This window comes from Acidiphilium sp. MT5, from assembly GCF_054767495.1.
Window position 1 is genome coordinate 118,234 of the sequence record NZ_BAABMR010000011.1, and the last position, 22,173, is coordinate 140,406.

A 22,173-nucleotide genomic window follows, 5' to 3' on the forward strand; every position below is an offset into this window, starting at 1 on the left:
GGATTAGCCTTTGGCGCGTTCGACGTAGCTCGCGTCTTCGGTGCGAACCACCACCCGTTCGCCCGCTTCAACGAAGGGCGGCACCATGGTTTTCACGCCATTGGAGAGTTTTGCGGGCTTGTATGAGGAGGATGCGGTCTGGCCTTTGACCACCGGATCGGCCTCGACGATTTCGAGGGTTACGGTCGCAGGCAGGTGAATCCCCACCGCCTCGCCTTCGACCAGATCGACGATCACGGGCATGTTATCTTGCAGGAACGGCGCCATATCGCCGAGCAGATCAGAAGGCACCATGAATTGCTCGAAGCTCTCGGCTTCCATCAGCACCAGATTATCGCCATCGGTGTAGCTATAGATATAGTCTTTATTATCGGTCATCAGCCGCTCGACCGTATCGGCGGTGCGCCACCGCTCGTTGGTCTTGTTGCCGGTTTTCAGGTCGCGCATTTCCACCTGAATGAAGGCGCCGCCTTTGCCAGGGGTGATGATTTGCTGCTTGAGCACGGTCCAACGGCGGCCGTCATGCTCGATGACTTGCCCGGCGCGGATCAAATTCGCCTGCTGTTTCATGAAAGGTACCATCCGGATTGGCGTTGAGATGGCGCGGCATAGACCCTGGATCGCATCTCGGCAAGGCTCGGTGCCCCCCCAGCGCGCTGGCGGCGCGCGTCAAAACATATCCAAGCGCTGGCGGCGCGCGTCAAAACATATCCAAGCGCTGGCGGCGCGCGTCAAAACATATCCAAGCGCTGGCGGCGCGCGTCAAATCATATCCCAGCGCGCTGGCGGCGCACGCCAAGATGTGATTAGTTTGCACAGTTATTAAGGCAGGATTGGCGTCGAGAGGGCTGGTAAAACGACATATTCCGATTAGACTAAGAGTGATGGAAACGCCGATGACACAGGACTACCCGAACGAGGCGCCGCTGGGCGCGATGGGCGAACCGCCGCTTGAGGTGATGCGGTCGAAATCTGGCGCTTGGCTGCATCAATTCGCCAATCCGGGGCGGTTTCAGCGATTCGTCCAGCCGATCATCCCCTGGCTGAGCGGTGTGGCGCTGGTTTTGACCGTGGTGGGGCTGGTTTGGGGCTTTTATTTTGCGCCGCCCGATTGGCAGCAAGGTGTCACCGCCCGGATCATGGATGTGCATGTGCCTGCCGCCTGGGTGGCGATGAATGGCTATGCGGCTTTGGCGATTTGCTCGCTGCTCTCCATCGTGTGGCGTCATCCACTCGCCGATATCGCGGCGCGCGAAATCGGGCCGGTGGGGGCGGGGTTCACGGCGCTGTGCCTGATTACCGGCTCGCTCTGGGGCCGGCCCGATTGGGGCACCTATTGGGTTTGGGATGCACGGCTGACCTCGGTGCTGATATTGTTGTTCCTTTATCTCGGTCATATCGCGCTGCTGCGCGCCTTTGATAATCCCCAGCACGGCTACCGCGCGGCGGCGATTTTGGGGCTGGTGGGTGCGATTAATCTGCCGATCATCGTGTTTTCGGTCTATTGGTGGAATTCGCTGCATCAGGGCAATTCCATTTCGCTCACCGGCCCGTCAAAGATTTACATCACCATGCTGCTGCCGCTGCTGGTCTGCACGATTGCGTTTTATCTGGCGTTTTTGGCGATGGTGCTGGCGCGAATCTCAAGCTTTATCATGGAGACCAAGGCGCGCAGCCTGTTGCTGGCGGCGGCGGAAGGGGGCCGGTCATGATTAAGGATGTGATGCCCTTCGTCGAAGGGGCGTATGGCGCGACGGTGCTGATTATCGGTTTTCTCGGGTTGGGCGCGTTTCTGCGCTATCGGGCGGCGCGCAAGCGTTTGGCGCAGGTTGAAGCGCAATATGGGCGGGTGCGGTCATGATGACACGAAAGGCGCGGCGTTTATGGATTGTGGTGGTGTGCGGGCTGTTTGCCTCGACCGCGACGGCCTTGATGCTGGTCGCGTTCCGCTCCAGCCTGTCCTATTTTTTATCGCCGCAGGAAGTGCTGGTGAAGCATCCGCGACCGGGTGAAGTATTTCGTCTGGGCGGGGTGGTGCAGGTGGGCACGGTGGTGATGTCGCACCGCGACGGTAAACCCTTGACGCGGTTTCGGATTACCGACGGCCAAGCCTCGATCCCGGTGGTGTTTACCGGCATTTTGCCGGATTTGTTCCGCCAGGGGCAGGGGGTGGTGACGATTGGCAGCATGACCAGCCATGGCGAGGTGTTTCGCGCCGATACGGTGCTGGCCAAGCACGGGGCGAGCTATATGCCCGCTGATGTGGAGCAGGCGTTGCGCGCTTCGGGCAAATGGAACCCAAAATTTGGCCCCGCGCCGAATGCCGCAACCTGGGATGATAAAACACCGCAGCAAATTGCCGCTGCGAAAGGATAAGTCAGCATGATTCCGACATTAGGCCATTTCGCGTTGGCATTGGGGTTCGCGATTGCGGTGGCGCAGGCGATGATCGGGCTGTTTGGGCCGAATTTGCGCAACCCTTCGGTGCTGCGCGCCGCACCCGCTTTGGCCATTGGGCAATTTGGCATGCTGGCGGCGAGTTTCGCGGCTTTGGTATGGGCGGGCGTCGTGTCCGATTACACGGTGAAAAACGTCGCCCAATTTTCCTCCAGCACCACGCCGCTCTTATACCGGATCACCGGAACCTGGGGCAATCATGCCGGCTCGATGCTGTTATGGTGCTTGATCCTGGCGCTGTGCGGGGGCGTGGTTGGGGTATTTGGCCGCACCATCCCGACGAGTTTGCGCGCCCGGGTGTTGGGGGTGCTGGGATTGATATCAGCGGGGTTTTTGCTGTTCACCCTGACCGTCTCGGACCCGTTCGTGCGGCTGTGGCCGCCGCCGTTGCATGGGGCAGGCGTCAACCCGATTTTGCAAGACCCTGGCCTCGCGGTGCATCCGCCGATTCTCTATACCGGCTATGTCGGGTTTTCGATTGCGTTCGCTTTTGCCGTCGCAGCCCTGATCGAAGGGCGGGTGGATGCGGCTTGGGGGCGCTGGGTGCGGCCTTGGACCATCGTTTCCTGGTGTTTTCTGACGGCGGGCATCTGTTTTGGCTCGCTCTGGTCTTATTACACGCTGGGCTGGGGCGGGTTTTGGTTTTGGGACCCGGTGGAGAATGTTGCACTCCTGCCCTGGCTGACCGGGACCGCGCTGATCCATTCGGCGATTGTGGTGGAAAAGCGGGAGGCGTTGAAAACTTGGTCGGTGCTGCTAGCGATTGCGACATTTTCGCTGAGCCTGTCCGGCACCTTCCTGGTGCGTTCGGGCCTGCTCAATTCGGTGCATGCTTTTGCGGTGTCGCCCAATCAGGGCTTGTTCATTCTGGTGCTGCTCGCCCTCACCGTCGGCGGGTCGCTGCTGCTATTTGCCATTCGCGCGCCGGTGTTGGCGGCATCGGGCGTGTTCGCGCCGGTCTCGCGCGAGGGCGCGTTGATTTTGAACAATGTGTTTTTGTGCATGATCGCGGCGGTGGTGTTCACCGGCACGATGTATCCGCCCTTTGTTGATTTGTTGTTTGGGTTGCAGCTCTCGGTGGGCGCGCCGTTTTACGATCAGGCGGCATTGCCGCTGGTCGCGCCGTTGATTTTGGCAATGGCGGTGGGGCCGTTGCTGGCCTGGAAGCGGGCGGCGATCATGCCGGCATTGATGAAGCTGTGGGCGGTCGGTTTGGTGTCCTTGGTGGTGCTGGCGGTGGTTTTGCTGCGCGGCCACGCCATTGCGGCGCTGGGTCTCGCCGGTGGGGCCTGGGTGGTGCTGGGCGCGCTGGTCGATTTGGGTGAGCGGGTGCGGCTGTTCCGGGTGCCGGTGCGCCAGTCATTCTCGCGGCTATTCAGCGTGCCGCGCGCGGCCTATGGCGCGATGATGGGGCATTTGGGCTTTGGCGTGACCGTGCTCGGAATCGCGGGCATGGCGACGCAGGTTCACGTGATTACCGTGCTGCATCCGGGGCAGGGGGTTAATCTGGCCGGCTATCGCTGGACCTTGGAGCGGGTGCAGGATGCGCCTGGCACGGCGGCCTATGCGGCGCGGCAGGCGGTGATCGATGTGACCCGCCATGGCAAGCATGTGATGACCATGCTGCCGGAGCGGCGGTTTTTCACCGCCCAGCATGTCACCACCGAGCATGCGGCGATTCGCACCAATATGTTGTGGGATATGTTCGCGACCTTTGCCGGCGAGGATAAATCCGGCGGTGCGGAATTCCGGTTCAATGTGCATCCGCTGGCGCCGGAGATTTGGCTGGGCGGGCTGATCATGGCGCTGGGCGGTGGCATTTCGCTCACCGATCGGCGGTTCAGGATCGGGGCGCCAGCGCGCAAGCGGGCGGCGGTGCCCAAGCCGGCAGGCACCGAGACGGCTTGAGGATTGCGGATGGATCGGTCTTTGTTATCCCGGCGCTTGCTGCTGGCAGCGCCGCTGGGACTTGCGGTTGCCGGGGGTGTGGGGGCCTATGCGCTGATCGAGCGGGCCAAGCGCGGCACCTATAATCCGCAGGATTTCAACAATCCGTTGGTTGGCCACCGCGTGCCTGGCTTTGCGCTGGATGGGCTGCCGGGGCATCAGGGCTTCGATCAGGCCGATTTGCTGGCGATCCGCCGCCCGGTGCTGGTCAATTTTTTTGCCTCCTGGTGCGTGCCGTGCGTGCAGGAGGCGCCGTTTCTCGATGGGCTGGCGAAGGCGGGGCTGGATATTTGGGGCATCGCCTATCAGGACAAGCCGGAGGCGGCGGCGCTGTATCTTGCCGCGCATGGCAATCCGTATCGGCGTCTGGCGATGGACCCGACCGGGCGAACCGCGATTAATTGGGGCGTGTATGGCGTGCCGGAAAGTTTTCTGATTGCGCCGGGTGGGATGGTGCGCTGGCATGCCGCCTCGCCGCTATTTCCCGATGTGATCGATACTCAATTGGAGCCGGCTTTGCGGAAAATCACATGAGCATGATCTGGCGCCGGGCGGCGTTGGCCCTGTTATTCAGTCTGGCGGTGGGGTTTGGCATCGCCCGTGCCACCGGGGCGGCGGGGGCTGTGGCGGGAATGGCGGCGGCACCGGCGCAAGATACACCGAACATGATCCGGCGCGACGGGGTGAACCTGACCTTGCCGCAAGAGCGCCGGGCTGAGGCAATTGGCAATCAATTGCGCTGTCTGGTCTGTCAGAACGAGACGGTCGAGAATTCGCAAGCGGGTCTGGCCAAGCAGTTTCGTGGCATTATCCGTCGGCGTGTGGTGCGCGGCGAGAGCAACAGGCAAATCATCGCGTTCATGGTGCATCGCTACGGGATTTTCGTGCTGCTCAAACCGCCGCTGATCCCGCTGACGATGGTGCTGTGGGGCTCGCCGGTCCTGGCCCTGTTGATCGGGCTTGGGGTGTTGGCCTTGGCGCGGCGGCGGCGGCAAAAGCCGGTGGCTAATCTCGATCCGGCGGAACAAGCGCGACTGAAGGAATTATTGCAGTGAATATTTGGCTGATTGTCGGCATGGTGCTGCTCGCGCTGCTCGGGCTGGCACCGCTTGTGTTTGCGGCGGTGCGGCCAGGGCTGGTGCGTTATCGGCGCGAGACCGCGATGGCGCTGCATCGGGCGCAGTTGCAGGAAATCGATCGTGATCGCGCAGAGGGGCGGCTGGCGGAGTCGGAATATGAGGGAGCGAAGTTGGAGGTCGAGCGGCGGCTTCTGGCCGCTGACCGGCTAGAAGAGCCACCGGCGGATCGGCGCGCCAGCGCCTTGCTGATCGCAACGGCGGTGCTGGTGCCGCTCGGCGCGGTCGCGCTGTTTTTGCCGGGCGTGTTGCCGATTGTCCCCTCCGAGCCGCACGCGCAATTGCTGCGCAAAGTGGATTTGGCGGCCAAGCGCGATGATCAATTGATTGCGCAGCTTGAAGCCAAGCTCGCCGTGATGAACCCTAAGAGCGAGGAGGCGCGTGAGGGCTATTTGCTGCTCGGCCAAGCCTTGGCTGCGCGGGAAAATCCCGCCGGGGCGGCGAAGGCGTGGAGCATTGCGCTCCAGGCCAAGTTTGATCCGACTTTGGCCGCCGAGACCGCCGAGGCGGAAACCGAGGCGGCGGGGCGTGTTACGCCGGAGGCGGCAAAATTATTCCAGGAGGCTTTGGCGAAAGGGCCGAAATCCGCACCCTGGCGCAAGCTTGCGCATCAGAGATTGCGCGAAGCCGCCGTGACCTTGCCAACCCCATCCGCCAACGCCACATCCAACCCATGACAAAGCAAATTGCGGTTGATGACGCGGTTGATAATTCGGAGGCGAATGCCGAGGCGCTGACGCGCAAGCCCGATCCGGCGGCATCGAGCCAAGCAGGGCAAAAAGAAATTGGTGGCCCCAAAGGGCCGGAGCCGACCCGGTTTGGCGATTGGGAGCGTAATGGCCGCTGCATTGATTTTTGACTTTATGGGTTGCCGTAAGCGTCAATGAGTGGTTCTATTCCCCGATAAAAATAGAGGGGGGTGGTCATGGCGGAATTCGATTATATCATCGTGGGCGCAGGATCGGCCGGTGCGGTGCTGGCGAACCGGCTTTCGGCGGACCCGGCCAATCGGGTTTGCCTGCTGGAGGCGGGCAAGCCGGATCATTCGGCGATGATCCATACGCCGCTGGGTATTGTCGGGCTGCTCGGCACCAAGACCTATAATTGGTATTTCAACACCGAGCCGCAGCGCCATTTGAACAATCGCAGCCTCTATTGGCCGCGCGGCAAAACGCTCGGTGGATCATCTTCGATCAATGCGATGATTTATATTCGCGGCGTGCCATCCGATTATGATCGGTGGGAGCAGGCGGGCAATCCGGGTTGGGGCTGGTCGAGTGTCGCGCCGATTTTCAAGGCGCTTGAGCATAATGAGCGCGGCGGTGATGATTTACATGGCGATTCCGGCGAGCTGAACGTCGCGGATGTGGCGCGCCCTCATCCGCTCGGGGCGGTGTTTTTGCAGGCGGCGGTTGAGGCCGGCTTGGCCGCGAACCCGGATTTCAACGGCCCGGTGCAGGAAGGCTCTGGCCCGTATCAGGTAACGCAAAAGGCCGGGCGGCGGTTTTCATCGGCGCGGGCGTTTCTGGATGCGATCAAAAGCCGGCCAAACTTGACCATCATGACCGAAACCCGCGCGCGGCGCGTTTTGCTCGCGGATAAGCGGGCGATTGGCGTTGAGGTGCAAAACCCGCGCGGCATTGAGCGGATCATGGCGCGCGCCGAGGTGATTTTGGCCGGCGGGTCGATCAATTCGCCGCATTTATTGCTGCTTTCCGGCATTGGCCCGCGCGATGAGGTGGAGCGTGCGGGCATACAATTGCGCCATGAATTGCCGGGGGTCGGGCGCAATATGCAGGATCATTTGGATTACGCCGTTTTGATCAAGGATTTATCCAAACAAGGGATTGGCGTGGCCCCCGGCATGGTGCCGCGCTTGGTCAAGGCGTTCATGGAATATCGGCGCGATAAAACCGGCCTGTTCGCCTCGAATGTTGCCGAAGTTGGCGGGTTCGCCCGGCTGACGCCCGAAAGTGCCGAGCCGGAAATCCAGTTTCATTTCTTGCCCTCTTATTTGCGCGATCATGGGCGCAAACGATCGCTGGGCTATGGGATGACGCTGCATGTGTGCCAGTTGCGGCCCAAAAGCCGAGGCCGGATCGGCCTGAAAAATGCCGACCCGATGGCCGATCCGCTGATTGATCCCGATTATCTGTCCGATCCGGACGATCTCGGTGAATTGATGGCCGGGGTGAAATTGGGACGCCGGATCATGGCTGCCCCCTCGATGGCGGCGATTTCGGGCGGCGAGGTTGAGCCGGGGGCCGCGATTACCGACGATGCGGCGCTGGAGGCACGGATTCGTGCGCAGGCCGAGACGATTTATCACCCGGTTGGCAGTTGCAAAATGGGCCATGATCCGATGGCGGTGGTCGATGATCGGCTGCGGGTGCATGGCATTGTTGGGCTGCGGGTGGTCGATGCCTCGATCATGCCGACGCTGATTGGCGGCAATACCAATGCACCGACCATGATGATCGGCGAAAAAGCCTCGCGGATGATCCTGGCCGATCGCAACGCGCCGCCGTCGGAGGCGGCTGCGTAATCTTACGTCGGCGGCTCGGCGAATATTTCTTTCGCCATCCGGAACGCGGCATTGGCGGCGGGCACCCCGGCATAGATCGCGGCATGCATCAGCGCTTCGGCAACCTCGCTCTGGGTGGCGCCGGTCTGGCGGGTGGCGCGCAGATGCAGTTTGAACTCTTCCTCACGGCCAAGGGCGGCGGTGATCACCAAGGTGAGCAGCGAGCGGGTGCGGTGATCAAGGCCGGGCCGGGTCCAGATTTTGCCCCAGGCCATTTCAGTGATGAAATGCTGGAAATCCCGGTCGAAATCGGTGGCGCGCGCAAGCGAACGATTGACATGCGCCTCGCCGAGCACGCGCTTGCGGGTCGCGAGACCGGCTTCAAATGCATCCTCAGCCGGCGGCAGCAGAAAATGCCGGAGCGCGTCGGTGACCTGCTCAGGGCGTTCAATGGTGGGGATATGGGCGGCATTCTCGATGATGGCGAGGCTCGACCCGGCAATGGCCTGGTGCAAGGCTTGCGCCGAGGCCACCGGGGTCGCCATGTCCTCGCGCCCCACCAGCACCAGGGTCGGGTGGCGCAGCATGCGGGTGGCCTCGGTCAAATCGGCATCGGCAACGGCTGCAGCGGCACCCGCATAGCCCTCTGGGCTGGTGCCCATCAGCATCGACCGCAATGATTTGGCGGCGGGCAGCAACGTTGAGGACGCTGTGAGCCAGCGCGCGAGCACGGCATCGGCGATGCTGGCAATGCCACCCGCTTGCACCTGCGCAATCCGGTCGCGCCAAAGTGTGGCGGGCGGGATGACCATCGCGGTATCGACTAGCATGAGCGAGGCCACGCGCTCTGGATGGCGGGCAGCGAAATGCTGGGCAATCATCCCGCCAATTGAAATGCCGCCCAAATGCGCTTGACCCAGGCCGAGCGCCTCGAACAAGGCGGCTACATCGTCGGCCAGCAGATCCATGCTGTACGCGCCTGATGTCGCCTCGGTCAGGCCATGGCCGCGCATATCGGGGCGGATCACCCGAAAAGAGCGGGCCAGCTCGGCGGCTTGCGGTCCCCAGACCTCAGCGCAGGTGCCGAGCGAGTGCAGCAACACCACAGGCGGTGCGGCGGCGGGGCCATCGATCCGGACATGGACATTCAAATTGCGGGTGCTGATGAACATTTTCGCTCCAATCGGCAGGGGTTGCGCTAAAGCAAGTCCGTGCCGAACGATTTCATTAATTTAAGCGGCGAGTGCGGCAACGCCGGGCAGGGTTTTGCCCTCCATCCATTCCAGGAAAGCGCCGCCCGCCGAGGATACATAGGTGAGCTGATCGGTAATGCCCGCTTGCTTCAGGGCGGCAACCGTATCGCCGCCCCCGGCCACCGAAATCAGCCCGGCTTGGGTTGCCGCCGCGACGGCGGCGGCGAGCCGCATGGTTGCGGTATCGAACGGCTTGGTCTCAAAAGCACCCAGCGGGCCATTCCAGATCAGGGTTTTCAGCGTGTTCACCGCCGCAATGATCGCATCGGTGCTGGCGGGGCCAAGATCAAGCGCCATGCAATTGGCGGGCACCGCGTCCGCCGGGACGATGCGGGTGGGCGGATTGGCGGCAAAAACCTCGCTCACCACGAAATCACTCGGCAGCACGATCCGGCAGCCAGCGGCTTGCGCATCATGCATGATCTGCCGGGCAGTGGCGTGCAATCCCGGTTCTTGCAGCGACTTGCCGAGTTCCGCACCTTGCGCGGCGAGGAATGTGTTGGCCATCGCGCCGCCAATCACCAGCACATCAACCTTGGTGATCAAATTGGTCAGCAAATCGAGCTTGGTGGAGACTTTCGAGCCGCCGACAATCGCGCCGACCGGGCGTTGCGGCGTGCCGAGGGCGGCGCTGAGCGCATTCAACTCGGCCTGCATCAGCCGCCCAGCATAAGACGGCAGCAATCGGGCCAGCGCCTCGGTGGTGGCATGGGCGCGATGCGCGGCGGAGAACGCATCATTAACGAACACATCACCCAGCGTTGCCATGTGCCGGGCCAGGGCTTGGTCATTGGCTTCTTCGCCCGGATGAAACCGGGTGTTTTCCAGCACCAGCACATCGCCCTCCGCCATGGCGGCAACGGCGCCCGTTACGGCCTCGCCGATGCAATCATCAGCGAACCCAACCGGGCGGGCCAGCACCTTACCGAGCGCCTCGGCCACCGGGCGGAGCGACATGCTCTCCACCCGCTTGCCGTTCGGACGGTCGAAATGCGAGAGAATAATCACCTTCGCGCCCTTGCCGGCCAGTTCGGCGATGGTGGTGGAAAGCCGCTCCAGGCGGGTCAGATCGGTGATCCGCCCGTCGCGCAGCGGCACGTTGAGATCGGCGCGCACCAGTACGCGCTTGCCCGCAACATCCAACCCGTCAAGGGTGCGATAGGTCGCCACTTACAGCGATCCGAACAAGGCGACCGTGTCGCACATGCGGTTGGAGAAGCCCCATTCATTATCATACCAACCCATCACCCGGGCCAGCGCGTGATCGACCACGGTGGTCTGCGGGGCATCGAAGCTGCAAGAATAAGGCACATGGTTGAAATCGGAGCTGACCAGCGCCTCGGTCGAATAATCGAGAATGCCTTTCAGCTTGCCTTGGCTCGCCACATGCATGGCGTGGTTAATCTCGTCCTTGGTCGCGTGTTTTTTCAGGTTCACATCAAGCGAGACCAGCGAGACATTGGGCGTCGGCACCCGGATCGCGGTGCCATCGAGCTTGCCTTTCAGCTCCGGCAGCACGAGCCCAACGGCCTTGGCCGCGCCGGTTGAGGTCGGGATCATCGAGAGGGCGGCGGCGCGGGCGCGATGGCGGTCTTTATGCAGCGTATCCACCGTTTTCTGGTCGCCGGTATAAGAATGGATGGTGACCATATAGCCGCGCTCGATGCCGAAGGCTTCGTGCAGCACCATCGCCATCGGGGCCAAGCAATTGGTGGTGCAGGAGGCATTGGAAATGATGGTCATATCGCGGGTCAATGTATGATGGTTGACGCCGTAAACGATGGTGGCGTCCACGCCATCCGCCGGGGCTGAAATCAGCACCTTACGCGCACCCGCCTCGATCAGCTTGGCGGCGGCCTCACGCTTGGTGAACAAGCCGGTGCATTCCATCGCGACATCAACGCCGTCGAGCGGCACTTTGGCCGGATCGCGCTCGGCGGAAACCCGGATCGGTGCGTACTGCCGACCATGATGGGAAATCACCAGACTATCGCCTTTGACCTCGACATGACCGGGGAAACGGCCATGCACGGAGTCATAGCGGAGCAAATGGGCGTTATCCTCGACGCTGCCGAGATCATTGATCAGAACCGGTTCGATATCGGTGCGGCCACTTTCGATCATGGCGCGCAGCAATAAACGCCCGATTCGACCAAAACCGTTGATCGCGACTTTAACAGCCATTGGAAACTCCCCGTTGTTGAGTGAATAAGGTTGCGCGCGGTTATAGCTTGGCTTTGACGGCGGTAACGATGGCTTCTGGCGTAATGCCGAATTGCGCGTAAAGCTGCTTATAGGGCGCGCTGGCACCAAACCCGTGCATGCCGATGAAGGTGCCGTTATCGCCGATCAGCCGTTCCCAACCAAACCCGACCGCCGCTTCGATGCCGATGCGCGGGGCGGTGCCCAGCACGCCAGCGCGATACAGCGCGTCTTGCTGCGCGAATAATTCAAAGCTCGGCACCGACACCACCGCGACGCTGATGCCTTGAGCGGCCAGGGTGTCGCGCGCGGTGATCGCGAGCGCCACTTCCGAGCCGGTGGCGATCAAGGTTGCCCGGCGTGGCCCCTCGGCCTCGGCCACCACATAGGCGCCGCGGGCGGAGAGATTATCCGCCCCATGCGGTCGCGGCAGGCTCGGCATGTTCTGGCGGCTCAGCACCAGCAGCGATGGGCCATCCTTGTGATGCAGCGCGATGTCCCAGCATTCTGCCGTCTCCAGCGCATCGGCCGGGCGCAGCACCAGCACATTGGGCATGGCGCGGAACGAGGCGAGATGTTCAATCGGCTGATGGGTTGGCCCGTCTTCACCCAGCCCGATCGAATCATGGGTGAGCACGAAAATGGGCCGCGCTTTCATCAGCGCGGCAAGGCGGATCGCCGGGCGGCAATAATCCGAGAAAATAAAGAAGGTGCCGCCATACGGGATCAACCCGCCATGCAGCGCCAGCCCGTTCAGGCAGGCCCCCATGCCATGCTCGCGCACGCCATAATGCACATAGCGCCCGGCATAATCGCCCGGCACCGCCGTGCCCATCGATTTGACGAACGTATTGTTCGAGGGGGTGAGATCGGCGGAGCCGCCGATCATTTCAGGCACCACCGGCACCACGGCATCAAGCGCCATTTGGCTGGCCTGACGGGTCGCGATGTTGGGTTTGTCAGCGGCAATTTTCTCACGCAACGCCGTCATCGCCTCGGCATAGGCGGCGGGCAGATCACCGGCCAAGGCGCGGTCGAAATCGGCCTTGTGCGGGCTGGTGGCGTGGCGTTTCAGCCAGGCGCGGCGCGGCGCTTCACCGCGCGCACCGGCGGCGCGCCAGGGCTTGAGAATATCATCCGGCACGCTGAAGGGCGGCGCGGTCCAGCCGAGCAGTTTTTTGGCGCCCGCCAGTTCCGCAGCGCCGAGCGGGCTGCCATGGCTGCCGGATGTGCCCGCTTTGTGCGGCGCGCCGAAGCCGATAATGGTGCGGCACGCAATCAAAGTGGGTTTGCGGCTGCGCGTGGCGAAAGCCAACGCCTGCTCAATCGCGACCGGGTCATGCCCGTCAATCCGCTTGGTGGCCCAGCCATAGGCGGCGAAGCGCTTGAGCACGTCTTCGGTCATCGAAATGCCGGTACTGCCGTCAATCGAGATCGAATTATCATCATACAGCACGGTCAGCTTGTTCAGCGCCATATGTCCGGCAATGGCGCATGCCTCGTGGCTGATCCCCTCCATCATGTCGCCGTCCGAGGCGATCACCCAGGTGCGGTGATCGACCAGCGATTTGCCGAAGCGCGCGGCCAGCATCCGTTCAGCGAGGGCAAAGCCAACGGCGGTGGAAATACCCTGGCCCAGCGGGCCGGTGGTCATTTCAATGGCCGGGTGCTCACCGCGTTCGGGGTGACCCGCGCAAACGGCGTGGAGTTGGCGGAAATTCTGCAAATCCTCCATGGTCATCCCGGCAAAGCCGGTCAAATGCAGTAAGGCATAGAGCAGCATCGACCCATGGCCGGCGGAGAGAATGAACCGGTCACGATCCGGCCAAGTCGGGTCGGCAGCGTCATATTTCAGGGTGCGCGTCCAGAGCGCTGTTGCCACGTCGGCCATGCCCATCGGCATGCCCGGATGGCCGGAATTGGCTTTTTCCACCGCATCAATCGCCAGGGCGCGGATGGCGTTCGCCATCATCCGCGCCTCCGTCATCGGCTCGGCGAGGATGGCCGATTGGCGCGCGAGCGCCGCTTCATTGCCTCCGGAATCGTGGGCTCCAGCCATGGACCGTCTCCTTGTGTTTCGTCACACATAAGGGGCGGCGTCGAAAGACGCAAGAATTGGCATATATTCAATTAATCGGTTTTTGCATTTGGTCATAATATGTCGCAACGCGACGCCCGGCTCCTGGTTTGATGCCAGAAGCCGGGCGCTATCGGTCCGATTAATCGCCAGCGGCTGAACGGGCCGCGAGGCTCTGGTGGGCCGGATTCACCTTGGCGCTGCTGACCGCTTTCACGGTCTTGGGCGCTGCGGCGGGCAGGGCGGCGATGATCGAAACGCCAACCGAGGCGAGGTAGGGCAAAGACTGGGTGAACAGCACCGCGCACCATAGCTTGGTCTCCGGCGTTGCCCAATGATGGCTGAAACCAACACCGAGCAAGGCCGCCCAGGTGAGGGCCAGCAGCACCAGCTCTTCGCGCGCCATCACCAAGCCTTGCACCAGCGCCGGGGCGTCCTTCATTTTCGGCGTGCGCAGGAACGGCAGCGATTTGGTGAACAAGCCTTTCCACACCGCTTTGCCAATCGCATGCGAAAGTGCAAGGCCGGTGACCGCCGCACCAATCCGGTCGCCCCAGGAGCAGCGCACCCGTGCGCCATACAGCGCCATGATTTGCACAATCTTGAAGGCGAACAACCCAATCGAGGGCAGCATGAACAGGATGATCGGGAACTCAAACCGCACCGGATCGATAATCAGCGCTGCCGACCAGGCAAGGCCGAGCAACAGGAAGCCCAGGCCGAGCGCATCGCCAATCCAGGGCAGCCAGCCGGTGATGAAGTGCCAGCGTTGGCCAAGGGTTAGGCTACGATCAAACGGCGAGAACAGGCTGCGCCAATGGGCGCGGGTGATGCGCATCGCGCCATAGGCCCACCGATACCGCTGCTTGCGGAAGGCGTTGAAATCATCAGGCATCACGCCACGGCCAAAGCTACGCTTGGAATAGACCGCCTGATAGCCGCGCTCGAACAAATTAATGCCAAGCTCGCTATCTTCGGTGATGCACCATTCGGCCCAGCCGCCCTCGGCGGTCAGCGCGTCCCGGCGGATCAAGGTCATGGTGCCGTGCTGGATGATCGCGTTGCGCTCGTTGCGATTGACCATGCCGATTTGGAAGAACCCGGCATATTCCCAGAACATCATGCGCTTGAACAATGAGCCGTCATTGTCGCGATAATCCTGCGGGCTTTGGGTAAAGCCGACTTTCGGATCATCGAACGCCGGCGCCATGCTGCGCAGCCAGTCCGGATCGACGATGTAATCACTATCGAGCACACCGATAATATCGGCATCCGGGCTGGTTTCGCGCAGCGCGAAATTGAGCGCGCCCGCTTTGAAGCCCGGATATTTGCCGAGGGTGAAGAAGCGGAATTTCGGCCCCAACCGGGCGCAATGCTCCGCCACCGGCTCCCACACGCGCGGATCGGCAGTGTTGTTATCGATCACCAGCACTTCGAAATTGCCGTAATCGAGCGCGGCCAGCGCGTTCAGGGTCAGTTTCACCATCTCCGGTGGCTCATTGCAGATCGGCAGATGCAGCGAGACTTTAGGCAGGATCGCCCCTTGCGGCGCGGGCACCGGCTCGAAATGGCGCTTGCGCACCCGCCCGAACAAGGTTTCCACCAGCTCGAAACTATCAGCGATCAGCAGGAACAATAGCAAGCCCTGACCGGCGGCGAGCGTGGCCCATACCGCAGCGGCGGTCCAGGAGAGATAGGTCTCGCCCATGGTCAGCAGCAGCGCGCCGATAGCCGCAACGAACCCCTGCACCAAACCCGCGAACAGCAGCTTGCCTTGCCAGCGCAAATCCGGGCGGCGCGACAGCAGGGCCATGCTGATGAGCAACGCGAGCGCAATGCTGCCCGCCGCCCAGGCGCGCCAAGCGCGATTCGGCGTCACCGGGCCGGTCAACGACCATTTCGCATGGCGCGCCAGCGACCACATACCCCAATAACCGGCGGCACGGCCCTCGAAGCTGGTTTTCCAAGGCTGGTCGAACGCCTCCATCACAAAATACTGCAAATGCTGCTGGCGGGCGACATTAAAGAATTGGCGCATGAATTGGGCTTGCAGCACCCGCGAGGCGCGCGCACCGCCAATATCAATCCCGTCCGACGGCCAGCCAATTTCACCAATCACGATCCGCTTGCCCGGATAGGCGCGCTGAACCTGATGTAGGCGATGCAACGCATAGGCAACCGCCTTGTCTTCCGGCACGCCCTCCCAATAAGGCAGCAAATGCACGGTGATGAAATCAACCGATTTCGCCAAGGCCGGGTGATGCAGCCAGACATGCCAAGGCTCAGCGGTCGAGACCGGCACATGCACGCGGGTTTTCACATAGCGGATATCCGCCGCAAGCTGTGCGACGGTCAGGTTGCGGCGGAGAATAACCTCATTGCCCACCATCACCGCTTTGACGTCCGGATTCGCGTTGGCGACCTGCACCACCTTGGTCAATTCGCGCTGATTGGCGCGCGGATGTTGATCGATCCAGGCGCCGAGCGTGACATTCAAATGATAGCGGGCGGCCAGTGCCGGAATCTCGCCCAGATCATTCTGCACCGTGTAGGTGCGGATATTATGGGTTTTGGTCGCGACCAGCGCGAGGTCTGATTTGATTTGCGCGACGCTGGGATAGACATTGCTTTGCGGATTTTCGCCCGCATGGAACGGCGAGAAGGCAAAACCGCCAATATCGCCCCGATAAGGCGGGATATTGGTCACCGGCCGGTCGATCCACGCCCAAAGGCCGAACGCCACCGCAGCGGTGGCCAGAGCGGCAAGCCATGAACCCAAGCTCAGCCAGCCGGACTGGGTCCGAACGAGGCTGGGTCCGGTGCTGAACCGGCGCGGCGAGAGAGGACGCAATTTGGCGTGATAGGTCATTGTTTCGAAACCCGGCTGATGGCGGCGTGATCACCGCGCCAGGGTGTTTTGACAGTGCAGTGCGGCATAGGGTGGACGGGATTGCGGCGGAACCATGGCAAAATCGCTGCATTCAAGGCGGGGAAAATCGGCTATGATGCTGGTCCAATGTTGGGTTTTTAGATCAAGATGGTTACGCAACTTATTCTGGATATTGGGCTTTTAGTCGGTCTGATCGTGCTGAATGCGGGGTTCGCCCTGGCCGAAATGGCCTTGGTGTCAGCGCGGCGGGCGTCTTTGGCCTTGATGGCGCGGCGTGGCGTTGCCGGGGCGGCGCGCGCCCGCGCCCTCGCCGAGGCGCCAGAGCGGTTTCTGCCGACCGTGCAAATCGGCATCACGGTGATCAGCGTGCTCGCCGGTGTGCTGGGCGGCGCGCGGTTCGCGGTGCTGCTGACCCCGGTTTTGGCCAAAATTCCCGCCATCGCCCCGGCGGCGGGAACCATCGCGCTGGCGCTGACCGTGCTCGGCGTCACGTTTCTGACCCTGGTATTCGGCGAATTGGTACCCAAACAGCTGGCGCTGCGCCATGCCGAGCGCATTGCCTGCCTGGTGGCGTGGCCGCTCGATATTTTTGCCCGCACCGCCGCCCCGCTGGTTTGGCTGCTGGGCATGACTTCGGCCCTGGTGTTGCGCGCCTTTGGCCCGCCCGGTCCGGATCGCCGGGCGGTGAGCGAGGAGGAGCTGAAAGCGATTCTGGCCGAGGGCACCGAATCGGGCATGCTGGAATTCGAAGAGCGCGACATGATGGAGCGGATCATGCGCCTCGCCGATAAGCCGGTGCGCGCGATCATGACGCCGCGCCAAGACATCGCCTGGCTTGATCGTTCCGCCCCGCGCAGCGCGGTGATCGCGGCCCTGAAAGCCGCCCCGCATTCGCGCTTTGTCGTGTGTGAGCGTGATATTGATAATGTCGTGGGCATCGTGCAGGCGAAGGATATTCTGGATCGCATGCTCGATGGCAAAGAGATTTCGCTCTCCACCGCCCTGCGCCAGCCCCTCGCCGTGCCCGATACGATCAGCGCGCTGGATGCGTTGGAGCGGCTGAAGGCGGATCCGATGGGGGCGGCCTTCGTGCTCGATGAATATGGCAGTTTCGAAGGGTTGATCACGGTTGGTGATTTGCTGGAAGCCATCGTCGGCGATGCCGAGGATGATGCCGATGTCCCCGAACAGCCGGGCGAGGGCCAGAGCTTGGAATTAGACGGGCTGGAGCCGATCGATGACGTGGCGCATCGCTTGGGCTTGGAGCAATTGCCGGCCCAAGGCTCGTATCACACGTTGGGCGGGTTTGTGCTGGCCTTGCTCAAGCGGGTGCCGCGCGCGGGTGACGTGATTGCCTTTGGCGGCTGGCGCTTTGAGGTGCTGGCGATGAATGGAAGGCGCGTCGAGCGGGTGCGGATTATCCGCGATCCGGCGGTGGTGCTGTAACCAGAGGCGGCGCGGGGGACGCAGGCGAGGCGTGATGGCCGCTAATCTCATCGCCCGCTTGAGGCGAGAGCCGCGCCGAAATCGGCACCGCGATGGCGCCGATCAGGCTGACCAGAATGAAAGCGATAGAAAAATCACTCACCGTCGGGCTGGTATGGCCGGTGATCGCGCTGGCCGCATCCAGCGTGCCGGCGGCCAGTGAAATGCCCAAAGTCAGCGTAATTTGCTGGAAAGTGGCATAAAAGCTGGTCGCGGCGGACATGCGCGCGCGCGGCACATCGGCATAGGCGATGGTGTTGAGCGCGGTAAATTGCAGCGAGCGAAACACCCCGCCGAACAGCAGCACCAGATCGATCCAGATAATCGGTGAATCCGGGCGAAACGCCGCGCAGGCGGCGGTAAAAATCACCGAGAGCGCGCCAAAGCCGATCATCGAGGCGCGAAAGCCAAAGCGGCGCAAAATCGGCTGCGCCAGCGGCTTCATCGCAATCGCCCCCACCGCCGCGACGAAGGTGATGGTGCCGCTTTTCGCCGCCGTATCGCCAAAGCCGAGCTGCAACATCAGCGGCAGCAAAAACGGGATCGCGCCGGCGAGAATCCGAAAAAAACTGCCCGCGAGCGTGGAATTGGCGAATGTGTGGATCCGCAGCAGCGTCAAATCAAGCACCGGATGCGGATGCCGGTGCGCATGGCGCCAATAGGCATAGGCCGCGAGGCTGCCCGCGATGAAGCAGCCAAGACTTGCATCCACCGGGATCAACCCATTGCCGATGGTCTCAAAGCCGGTCATCAGCAACGCCATCGCGCAGCCGCTCCAGAACAGGCCGAGCAAATCAAGCTTGCCCGCCTCTTCAGTGTCTTTGACCTCGGCGACGAATAGGCTGACGGCGATAATCCCGATAATGCCAATCGGCACATTGATGCCAAAGGTCCAACGCCAGGAAATATAGGTCACGATGAAACCGCCGACCGGTGGGCCGATGATCGGGCCGATCAAAGCGGGCATGGTGAACCAAGAGGTCGCGGCGATCATATCGGCGCGCCGGACGGATTTGAGCAGCAGCAACCGGCCCACCGGCACCATCATCGCGCCGCCAATCCCTTGCACAATCCGTGCGCCAATCAGCATGCCGAGCGAATCGGCAAGACCGCAAAACACCGAGCCGATGGTGAAAATCAAAATCGCGGCCCGAAACACGGTGCGGCTGCCAAAGCGATCCGCGAACCAGCCGGAGGCGGGAATGAAAATGGCGAGCGAGAGCAAGTATGAGGTGAGCGCCAAGCTCATATGAATCGGATCGGCGTGAAAGCTTTTCGCCATCGCGGGCAAGGCGGTCGCGACAATCGTGCCGTCCAGATTTTGCATCAGCAACGCGGTCGCCACGATCAGAGCGGTCACCCGCATGCGCCCGGTGCTGAGGCCGGACAAGTCAGGCTCGGCGTCGCTCATGATGCTGATTTGCCTCCCATCCGCCCTATGATGGGGGCAAATACGGTGGCCTTAAACCACCGCCTTGTCATGGCTTCACTGCGCTGAGAGCATTATTTGCTCGGTGCAGACGCTGCCGGTGGCCAATTCACCAAGGGGAAAGTCGTGGTCGGCTTGCCATTGAGCGAGAGGCTGCGATTTTTCAGCGCCAGCGCGATGCTGAGTTTTTGATGACCATCGGCCCCTTTGACCATATAGGGCGCGGTTGCCGCCGTCGCCGCCGCCAAGCCATTGGCAAAGCGCGGTTGGGCCGTCGCGATGTCGGCAAAAAACGCGTGCAGCCCGGTTGCGCTCACCGTGCCAGTGCCTTCGGGTTGCAGCGCGTGATCGAACGTGAAGGCGGTATCGATCTTGGCGTTCAGCGGGCCGATGATCAGGCCAACGGCGAGTGTGCCATGACCACCATGGCTCGCCCAAGGGCGCAGCAGCGCCCCGATGGCGGCGAGTTGATGGGCAAATGCTGTGTTCGGATCAGAATTGGCCGTCACCGGCGCCGCAATCTGGCCGGTCAAAATCGGCTTCAAATCCGGGCCAGAGACAGTCAACGCGGTCGTGTATTTCTCGATCTCGCCATTGAACGGCAGATGGATCAAGGTCACGAACATCGGCGATACCGCGATATTGCTGAAGCTTTCGTTGAGGCGAACCGCCGTTTCGGTGGCATCGGCATCCTGGTTGAGCCGCATATGCGTCCGGATCGCGCCGATGGTGACAATCGGGAAATTGCTGTTGGCCACGCTGGCGCGCAGATTATTGATCCGCACGCTGCCGCCGATCAGCACGCGTTTCGCGTTCGGCATAAAATCATGACCCGAAATATAGAGATTATCCTCGATCAAATCAGCATCGATGGCAATTTGGGTGCCGTTCGCGGCGTGGACGGTAAAATGATGCGGCAAATTCATCGCCACCGTGAATGGTGACGTCGCATCGATCCGCTCATTAAAGCTGGGCAAATCGATGGTCGGGCGGGTGCCGGGCGCGCCGGGCAGCGTCAATTTCAGGTTCGGCACCGTCGCGCTCGCCGCCAGGGGCGAGCTACCGCGCGTGATTGGGCCGTGGGTAATCGTCCAGCCGGCCTCGCGCAATTTGGCCTCCTCGCGCTGGAAGCCGACAACCAATTGGCTTTGCGCATACCACCAAATGCCAATCCAAATCAGCGCAAAAACCAGCAGCAGCGGCAGAATGAAGCGAAGTGCGCGCATCGGGCAGCCTTTCAAATTGTTCGCAGGCAGCTCTAACCCGAAACCGGCAGGTGCCGCAAACCCGCGTCAGCGCGGCTTACCGCGTCGTGCGCGGCCGCACTTACCGCATCGCGAGGCTTTCGCGCGCTGGGGCGATCACAAAGCAGGATAAATGCCGGCGCGCGAGTAGGCTGCAGGTCTGTTTGGCCGCGACGCGGTCAAGCCCGGCAAGCTGCGCGCGCCACATCCGCCGGCCACGCACGAGTGCTGGCAATATCAGCACCCGGCCCTGATTGCCGCGCAGGTGATGCACCGCAAGCGCCTGACGGCGGGCTGCAGGATAATTATCATAGGAGCCGACTTGGGCAATCCATTGACCCCCGCGCACCGGGCGGGCCCGCAGCTTGGCCACATCCGCCACCCGCAGCACCGGCGCCATGGGATGCACCGTCCGGCTCGCGATGCGGGTGATCACCGGCGCGGCACTTGGCTGATTGGCCGCCAGCGTGAGCGGCGGGCTGCCCGCGCCCTCCGCCGCAAATCCTTGATCGAGCAGTTGCGCCATCGTCGAATAGGCAACCCGCCAGGAATGGGCATGCAATTCAACGCCAATCAATAAATGACCATTGCGCACAGCGGCGGTGACCAAATTGAACCGGGCGAGATTGGTGTAGCCGGTTTTCATGCCAATGGCGCCGGGATAGCGCTTCAACATACCATCGATATTCGGGATCACCCGGCCCTCGAAGGTGAAATGCGGCACCGAGAATAAATAGCGATATTGCGGATAATCGAGCAGCAAATGCCGCGCCAGAATCGCCATGTCATACGCATCGGTCACTTGCGTCGGGTTCGGCAAGCCGGATGGGTTGGCGAACTGGGTGCGAAGCATGCCAAGCTGATGGGCGCGCGCGGTCATCATGCCGGCGAATCGGCTGATGCTGCCGCCCCCCAGATATTGGCCCAGGGCGGTCGCGGCATCATTGGCGGAGAGAGTCGTCATGCCCAGCACCGCCTGGCGCACCGATACGGTTTGGCCGGGCACCAGATCGAGCTTGACCGGCTGTACGCGAGCCGCCGCCCGGCTGACCGGCAAATCGGTGGCGAAACTCAGCCGATGGGCGCGCAGCGCGGCGAACGCCAAATCAAGCGTCATTAATTTGGTTAGGCTGGCTGGGTAGCGCAGGGTATAGGCTTGATTTTGGCCAAGAATACGCCCGGTATTGGCATCCATCACAATCCAGCTGATCCCAGGGCTGGTCGGCTCGCCGCCCGCACCCGCGAACGCCACAGGGGAGAGCGCGCAGACGCTGGCGACGGCCAGCCCCACGCCCAGCAGGCGGGCGCTCAGGCGTATATTGGGACGAGCGTTGATGCATTGTGTCGGCGTTCGCACTGGCGCTTTGGCAAAGAATCGTTGACAAAACGCAGAGAAACGCATGGCAGCCCCGTGCATGACAGCTCCAAAATAAATCTTGTGTCATTTCGGTGATAAAGCAGACGATTCGCTGTGTCTAGCCAAAATTGATGAATTAATCAGAAAACCAACATGTTACAGGAATATCTTC

At 62.0% G+C, this 22,173-nt stretch carries 19 protein-coding genes; 10 read left to right on the forward strand and 9 right to left on the reverse strand.

The genetic code is table 11. The features are described 5' to 3' along the window. Positions 1–3: 3 nt before the first annotated feature. Entirely contained in the window at positions 4–570 is a 567-nt protein-coding gene (gene efp, locus ACYUCQ_RS12840; RefSeq protein ID WP_460254935.1) for an elongation factor P, read from the reverse strand. 365 nt (positions 571–935) lie between these two features. On the opposite strand from efp, the gene ACYUCQ_RS12845 reads away from it, so the two are divergent. The 9 genes from ACYUCQ_RS12845 to ACYUCQ_RS12885 all read left to right on the forward strand — a co-directional run bounded on the left by ACYUCQ_RS12845 (position 936) and on the right by ACYUCQ_RS12885 (position 8,085). Further along, entirely contained in the window at positions 936–1,712 is a 777-nt protein-coding gene (locus ACYUCQ_RS12845) for a heme ABC transporter permease (RefSeq protein ID WP_460254978.1), read from the forward strand. Continuing rightward, positions 1,709–1,861 (forward strand): heme exporter protein CcmD, encoded by a 153-nt coding sequence (locus ACYUCQ_RS12850; RefSeq protein ID WP_460254936.1) that lies wholly within the window; start codon positions 1,709–1,711, stop codon positions 1,859–1,861. The genes ACYUCQ_RS12845 and ACYUCQ_RS12850 overlap by 4 nt, the downstream gene beginning before the upstream one ends. Further along, the gene (ccmE, locus tag ACYUCQ_RS12855; RefSeq protein WP_460254937.1) at positions 1,858–2,376 is read left to right on the forward strand and encodes a cytochrome c maturation protein CcmE; all 519 of its coding nucleotides are present in this window, start codon (positions 1,858–1,860) and stop codon (positions 2,374–2,376) included. The genes ACYUCQ_RS12850 and ccmE overlap by 4 nt, the downstream gene beginning before the upstream one ends. A gap of 6 nt (positions 2,377–2,382) precedes the next feature. Then, a complete protein-coding gene (locus ACYUCQ_RS12860; RefSeq protein WP_460254938.1) occupies positions 2,383–4,365 on the forward strand; it encodes a heme lyase CcmF/NrfE family subunit in 1,983 nt (660 codons plus the stop codon). 9 nt (positions 4,366–4,374) lie between these two features. After that, positions 4,375–4,938 carry a DsbE family thiol:disulfide interchange protein gene (locus ACYUCQ_RS12865; protein WP_460254939.1) on the forward strand — a complete coding sequence of 188 codons (564 nt, stop codon included), beginning with the start codon at positions 4,375–4,377 and terminating at the stop codon, positions 4,936–4,938. Next, positions 4,935–5,459 carry a cytochrome c-type biogenesis protein gene (locus ACYUCQ_RS12870; protein WP_460254940.1) on the forward strand — a complete coding sequence of 175 codons (525 nt, stop codon included), beginning with the start codon at positions 4,935–4,937 and terminating at the stop codon, positions 5,457–5,459. The genes ACYUCQ_RS12865 and ACYUCQ_RS12870 overlap by 4 nt, the downstream gene beginning before the upstream one ends. Beyond that, positions 5,456–6,217, forward strand: coding sequence for a c-type cytochrome biogenesis protein CcmI (gene ccmI / locus ACYUCQ_RS12875; RefSeq protein ID WP_460254941.1), 762 nt, complete (start codon positions 5,456–5,458; stop codon positions 6,215–6,217). Before ACYUCQ_RS12870 ends, ccmI begins: the two co-directional genes overlap by 4 nt. After that, on the forward strand, positions 6,214–6,399 hold the full coding sequence (locus ACYUCQ_RS12880; RefSeq protein WP_460254942.1) for a DUF1674 domain-containing protein: 186 nt from the start codon (positions 6,214–6,216) through the stop codon (positions 6,397–6,399). Before ccmI ends, ACYUCQ_RS12880 begins: the two co-directional genes overlap by 4 nt. 66 nt (positions 6,400–6,465) lie before the next feature. Continuing rightward, the gene (locus tag ACYUCQ_RS12885) at positions 6,466–8,085 is read left to right on the forward strand and encodes a GMC family oxidoreductase (protein WP_460254943.1); all 1,620 of its coding nucleotides are present in this window, start codon (positions 6,466–6,468) and stop codon (positions 8,083–8,085) included. A 2-nt stretch (positions 8,086–8,087) separates the two neighbouring features. Here the strand turns inward: ACYUCQ_RS12885 and pcaDC are convergent, their stop codons facing one another. The 5 genes from pcaDC to ACYUCQ_RS12910 all read right to left on the reverse strand — a co-directional run bounded on the left by pcaDC (position 8,088) and on the right by ACYUCQ_RS12910 (position 16,465). Beyond that, positions 8,088–9,236 (reverse strand): bifunctional 3-oxoadipate enol-lactonase/4-carboxymuconolactone decarboxylase PcaDC, encoded by a 1,149-nt coding sequence (gene pcaDC, locus ACYUCQ_RS12890; protein WP_460254944.1) that lies wholly within the window; start codon positions 9,234–9,236, stop codon positions 8,088–8,090. A gap of 60 nt (positions 9,237–9,296) precedes the next feature. Continuing rightward, positions 9,297–10,487, reverse strand: a complete 1,191-nt coding sequence (locus tag ACYUCQ_RS12895) for a phosphoglycerate kinase (protein ID WP_460254945.1) — start codon at positions 10,485–10,487, stop codon at positions 9,297–9,299. Then, the gene (gene gap / locus ACYUCQ_RS12900) at positions 10,488–11,501 is read right to left on the reverse strand and encodes a type I glyceraldehyde-3-phosphate dehydrogenase (RefSeq protein ID WP_460254946.1); all 1,014 of its coding nucleotides are present in this window, start codon (positions 11,499–11,501) and stop codon (positions 10,488–10,490) included. It lies immediately after the preceding gene. 40 nt (positions 11,502–11,541) lie between these two features. After that, positions 11,542–13,578 carry a transketolase gene (tkt, locus tag ACYUCQ_RS12905; protein WP_460254947.1) on the reverse strand — a complete coding sequence of 679 codons (2,037 nt, stop codon included), beginning with the start codon at positions 13,576–13,578 and terminating at the stop codon, positions 11,542–11,544. 160 nt (positions 13,579–13,738) lie between these two features. After that, entirely contained in the window at positions 13,739–16,465 is a 2,727-nt protein-coding gene (locus tag ACYUCQ_RS12910) for a glycosyltransferase (protein WP_460254948.1), read from the reverse strand. A gap of 168 nt (positions 16,466–16,633) precedes the next feature. Between ACYUCQ_RS12910 and ACYUCQ_RS12915 the strand changes: the two genes are divergently transcribed. Continuing rightward, positions 16,634–17,932 (forward strand): hemolysin family protein, encoded by a 1,299-nt coding sequence (locus ACYUCQ_RS12915; RefSeq protein ID WP_460254949.1) that lies wholly within the window; start codon positions 16,634–16,636, stop codon positions 17,930–17,932. On the opposite strand, the gene ACYUCQ_RS12920 is transcribed toward ACYUCQ_RS12915, so the two are convergent. The 3 genes from ACYUCQ_RS12920 to ACYUCQ_RS12930 form a co-directional block, all read right to left on the reverse strand. Beyond that, positions 17,904–19,382 (reverse strand): MFS transporter, encoded by a 1,479-nt coding sequence (locus tag ACYUCQ_RS12920; RefSeq protein WP_460254950.1) that lies wholly within the window; start codon positions 19,380–19,382, stop codon positions 17,904–17,906. The two genes, ACYUCQ_RS12915 and ACYUCQ_RS12920, sit on opposite strands and share 29 nt — an antisense overlap. A 92-nt stretch (positions 19,383–19,474) precedes the next feature. Then, on the reverse strand, positions 19,475–20,626 hold the full coding sequence (locus tag ACYUCQ_RS12925) for a DUF2125 domain-containing protein (protein WP_460254951.1): 1,152 nt from the start codon (positions 20,624–20,626) through the stop codon (positions 19,475–19,477). Between the two features lie 100 nt (positions 20,627–20,726). Further along, positions 20,727–22,046 carry a serine hydrolase gene (locus ACYUCQ_RS12930; protein WP_460254952.1) on the reverse strand — a complete coding sequence of 440 codons (1,320 nt, stop codon included), beginning with the start codon at positions 22,044–22,046 and terminating at the stop codon, positions 20,727–20,729. Between the last annotated feature and the right edge of the window lie 127 nt (positions 22,047–22,173).

What these genes read in the sequence shown, in the direction of transcription:
- efp (WP_460254935.1), bottom strand. Translation starts at nt 570, where the DNA reads ATGAAACAGCAGGCGAATTTGATCCGCGCCGGGCAAGTCATCGAGCAT.
- ACYUCQ_RS12845 (WP_460254978.1), top strand. Translation starts at nt 936, where the DNA reads ATGGGCGAACCGCCGCTTGAGGTGATGCGGTCGAAATCTGGCGCTTGG.
- ACYUCQ_RS12850 (WP_460254936.1), top strand. Translation starts at nt 1,709, where the DNA reads ATGATTAAGGATGTGATGCCCTTCGTCGAAGGGGCGTATGGCGCGACG.
- ccmE (WP_460254937.1), top strand. Translation starts at nt 1,858, where the DNA reads ATGATGACACGAAAGGCGCGGCGTTTATGGATTGTGGTGGTGTGCGGG.
- ACYUCQ_RS12860 (WP_460254938.1), top strand. Translation starts at nt 2,383, where the DNA reads ATGATTCCGACATTAGGCCATTTCGCGTTGGCATTGGGGTTCGCGATT.
- ACYUCQ_RS12865 (WP_460254939.1), top strand. Translation starts at nt 4,375, where the DNA reads ATGGATCGGTCTTTGTTATCCCGGCGCTTGCTGCTGGCAGCGCCGCTG.
- ACYUCQ_RS12870 (WP_460254940.1), top strand. Translation starts at nt 4,935, where the DNA reads ATGAGCATGATCTGGCGCCGGGCGGCGTTGGCCCTGTTATTCAGTCTG.
- ACYUCQ_RS12880 (WP_460254942.1), top strand. Translation starts at nt 6,214, where the DNA reads ATGACAAAGCAAATTGCGGTTGATGACGCGGTTGATAATTCGGAGGCG.
- ACYUCQ_RS12885 (WP_460254943.1), top strand. Translation starts at nt 6,466, where the DNA reads ATGGCGGAATTCGATTATATCATCGTGGGCGCAGGATCGGCCGGTGCG.
- pcaDC (WP_460254944.1), bottom strand. Translation starts at nt 9,236, where the DNA reads ATGTTCATCAGCACCCGCAATTTGAATGTCCATGTCCGGATCGATGGC.
- gap (WP_460254946.1), bottom strand. Translation starts at nt 11,501, where the DNA reads ATGGCTGTTAAAGTCGCGATCAACGGTTTTGGTCGAATCGGGCGTTTA.
- tkt (WP_460254947.1), bottom strand. Translation starts at nt 13,578, where the DNA reads ATGGCTGGAGCCCACGATTCCGGAGGCAATGAAGCGGCGCTCGCGCGC.
- ACYUCQ_RS12910 (WP_460254948.1), bottom strand. Translation starts at nt 16,465, where the DNA reads ATGACCTATCACGCCAAATTGCGTCCTCTCTCGCCGCGCCGGTTCAGC.
- ACYUCQ_RS12915 (WP_460254949.1), top strand. Translation starts at nt 16,634, where the DNA reads ATGGTTACGCAACTTATTCTGGATATTGGGCTTTTAGTCGGTCTGATC.
- ACYUCQ_RS12920 (WP_460254950.1), bottom strand. Translation starts at nt 19,382, where the DNA reads ATGAGCGACGCCGAGCCTGACTTGTCCGGCCTCAGCACCGGGCGCATG.
- ACYUCQ_RS12925 (WP_460254951.1), bottom strand. Translation starts at nt 20,626, where the DNA reads ATGCGCGCACTTCGCTTCATTCTGCCGCTGCTGCTGGTTTTTGCGCTG.
- ACYUCQ_RS12930 (WP_460254952.1), bottom strand. Translation starts at nt 22,046, where the DNA reads ATGCGTTTCTCTGCGTTTTGTCAACGATTCTTTGCCAAAGCGCCAGTG.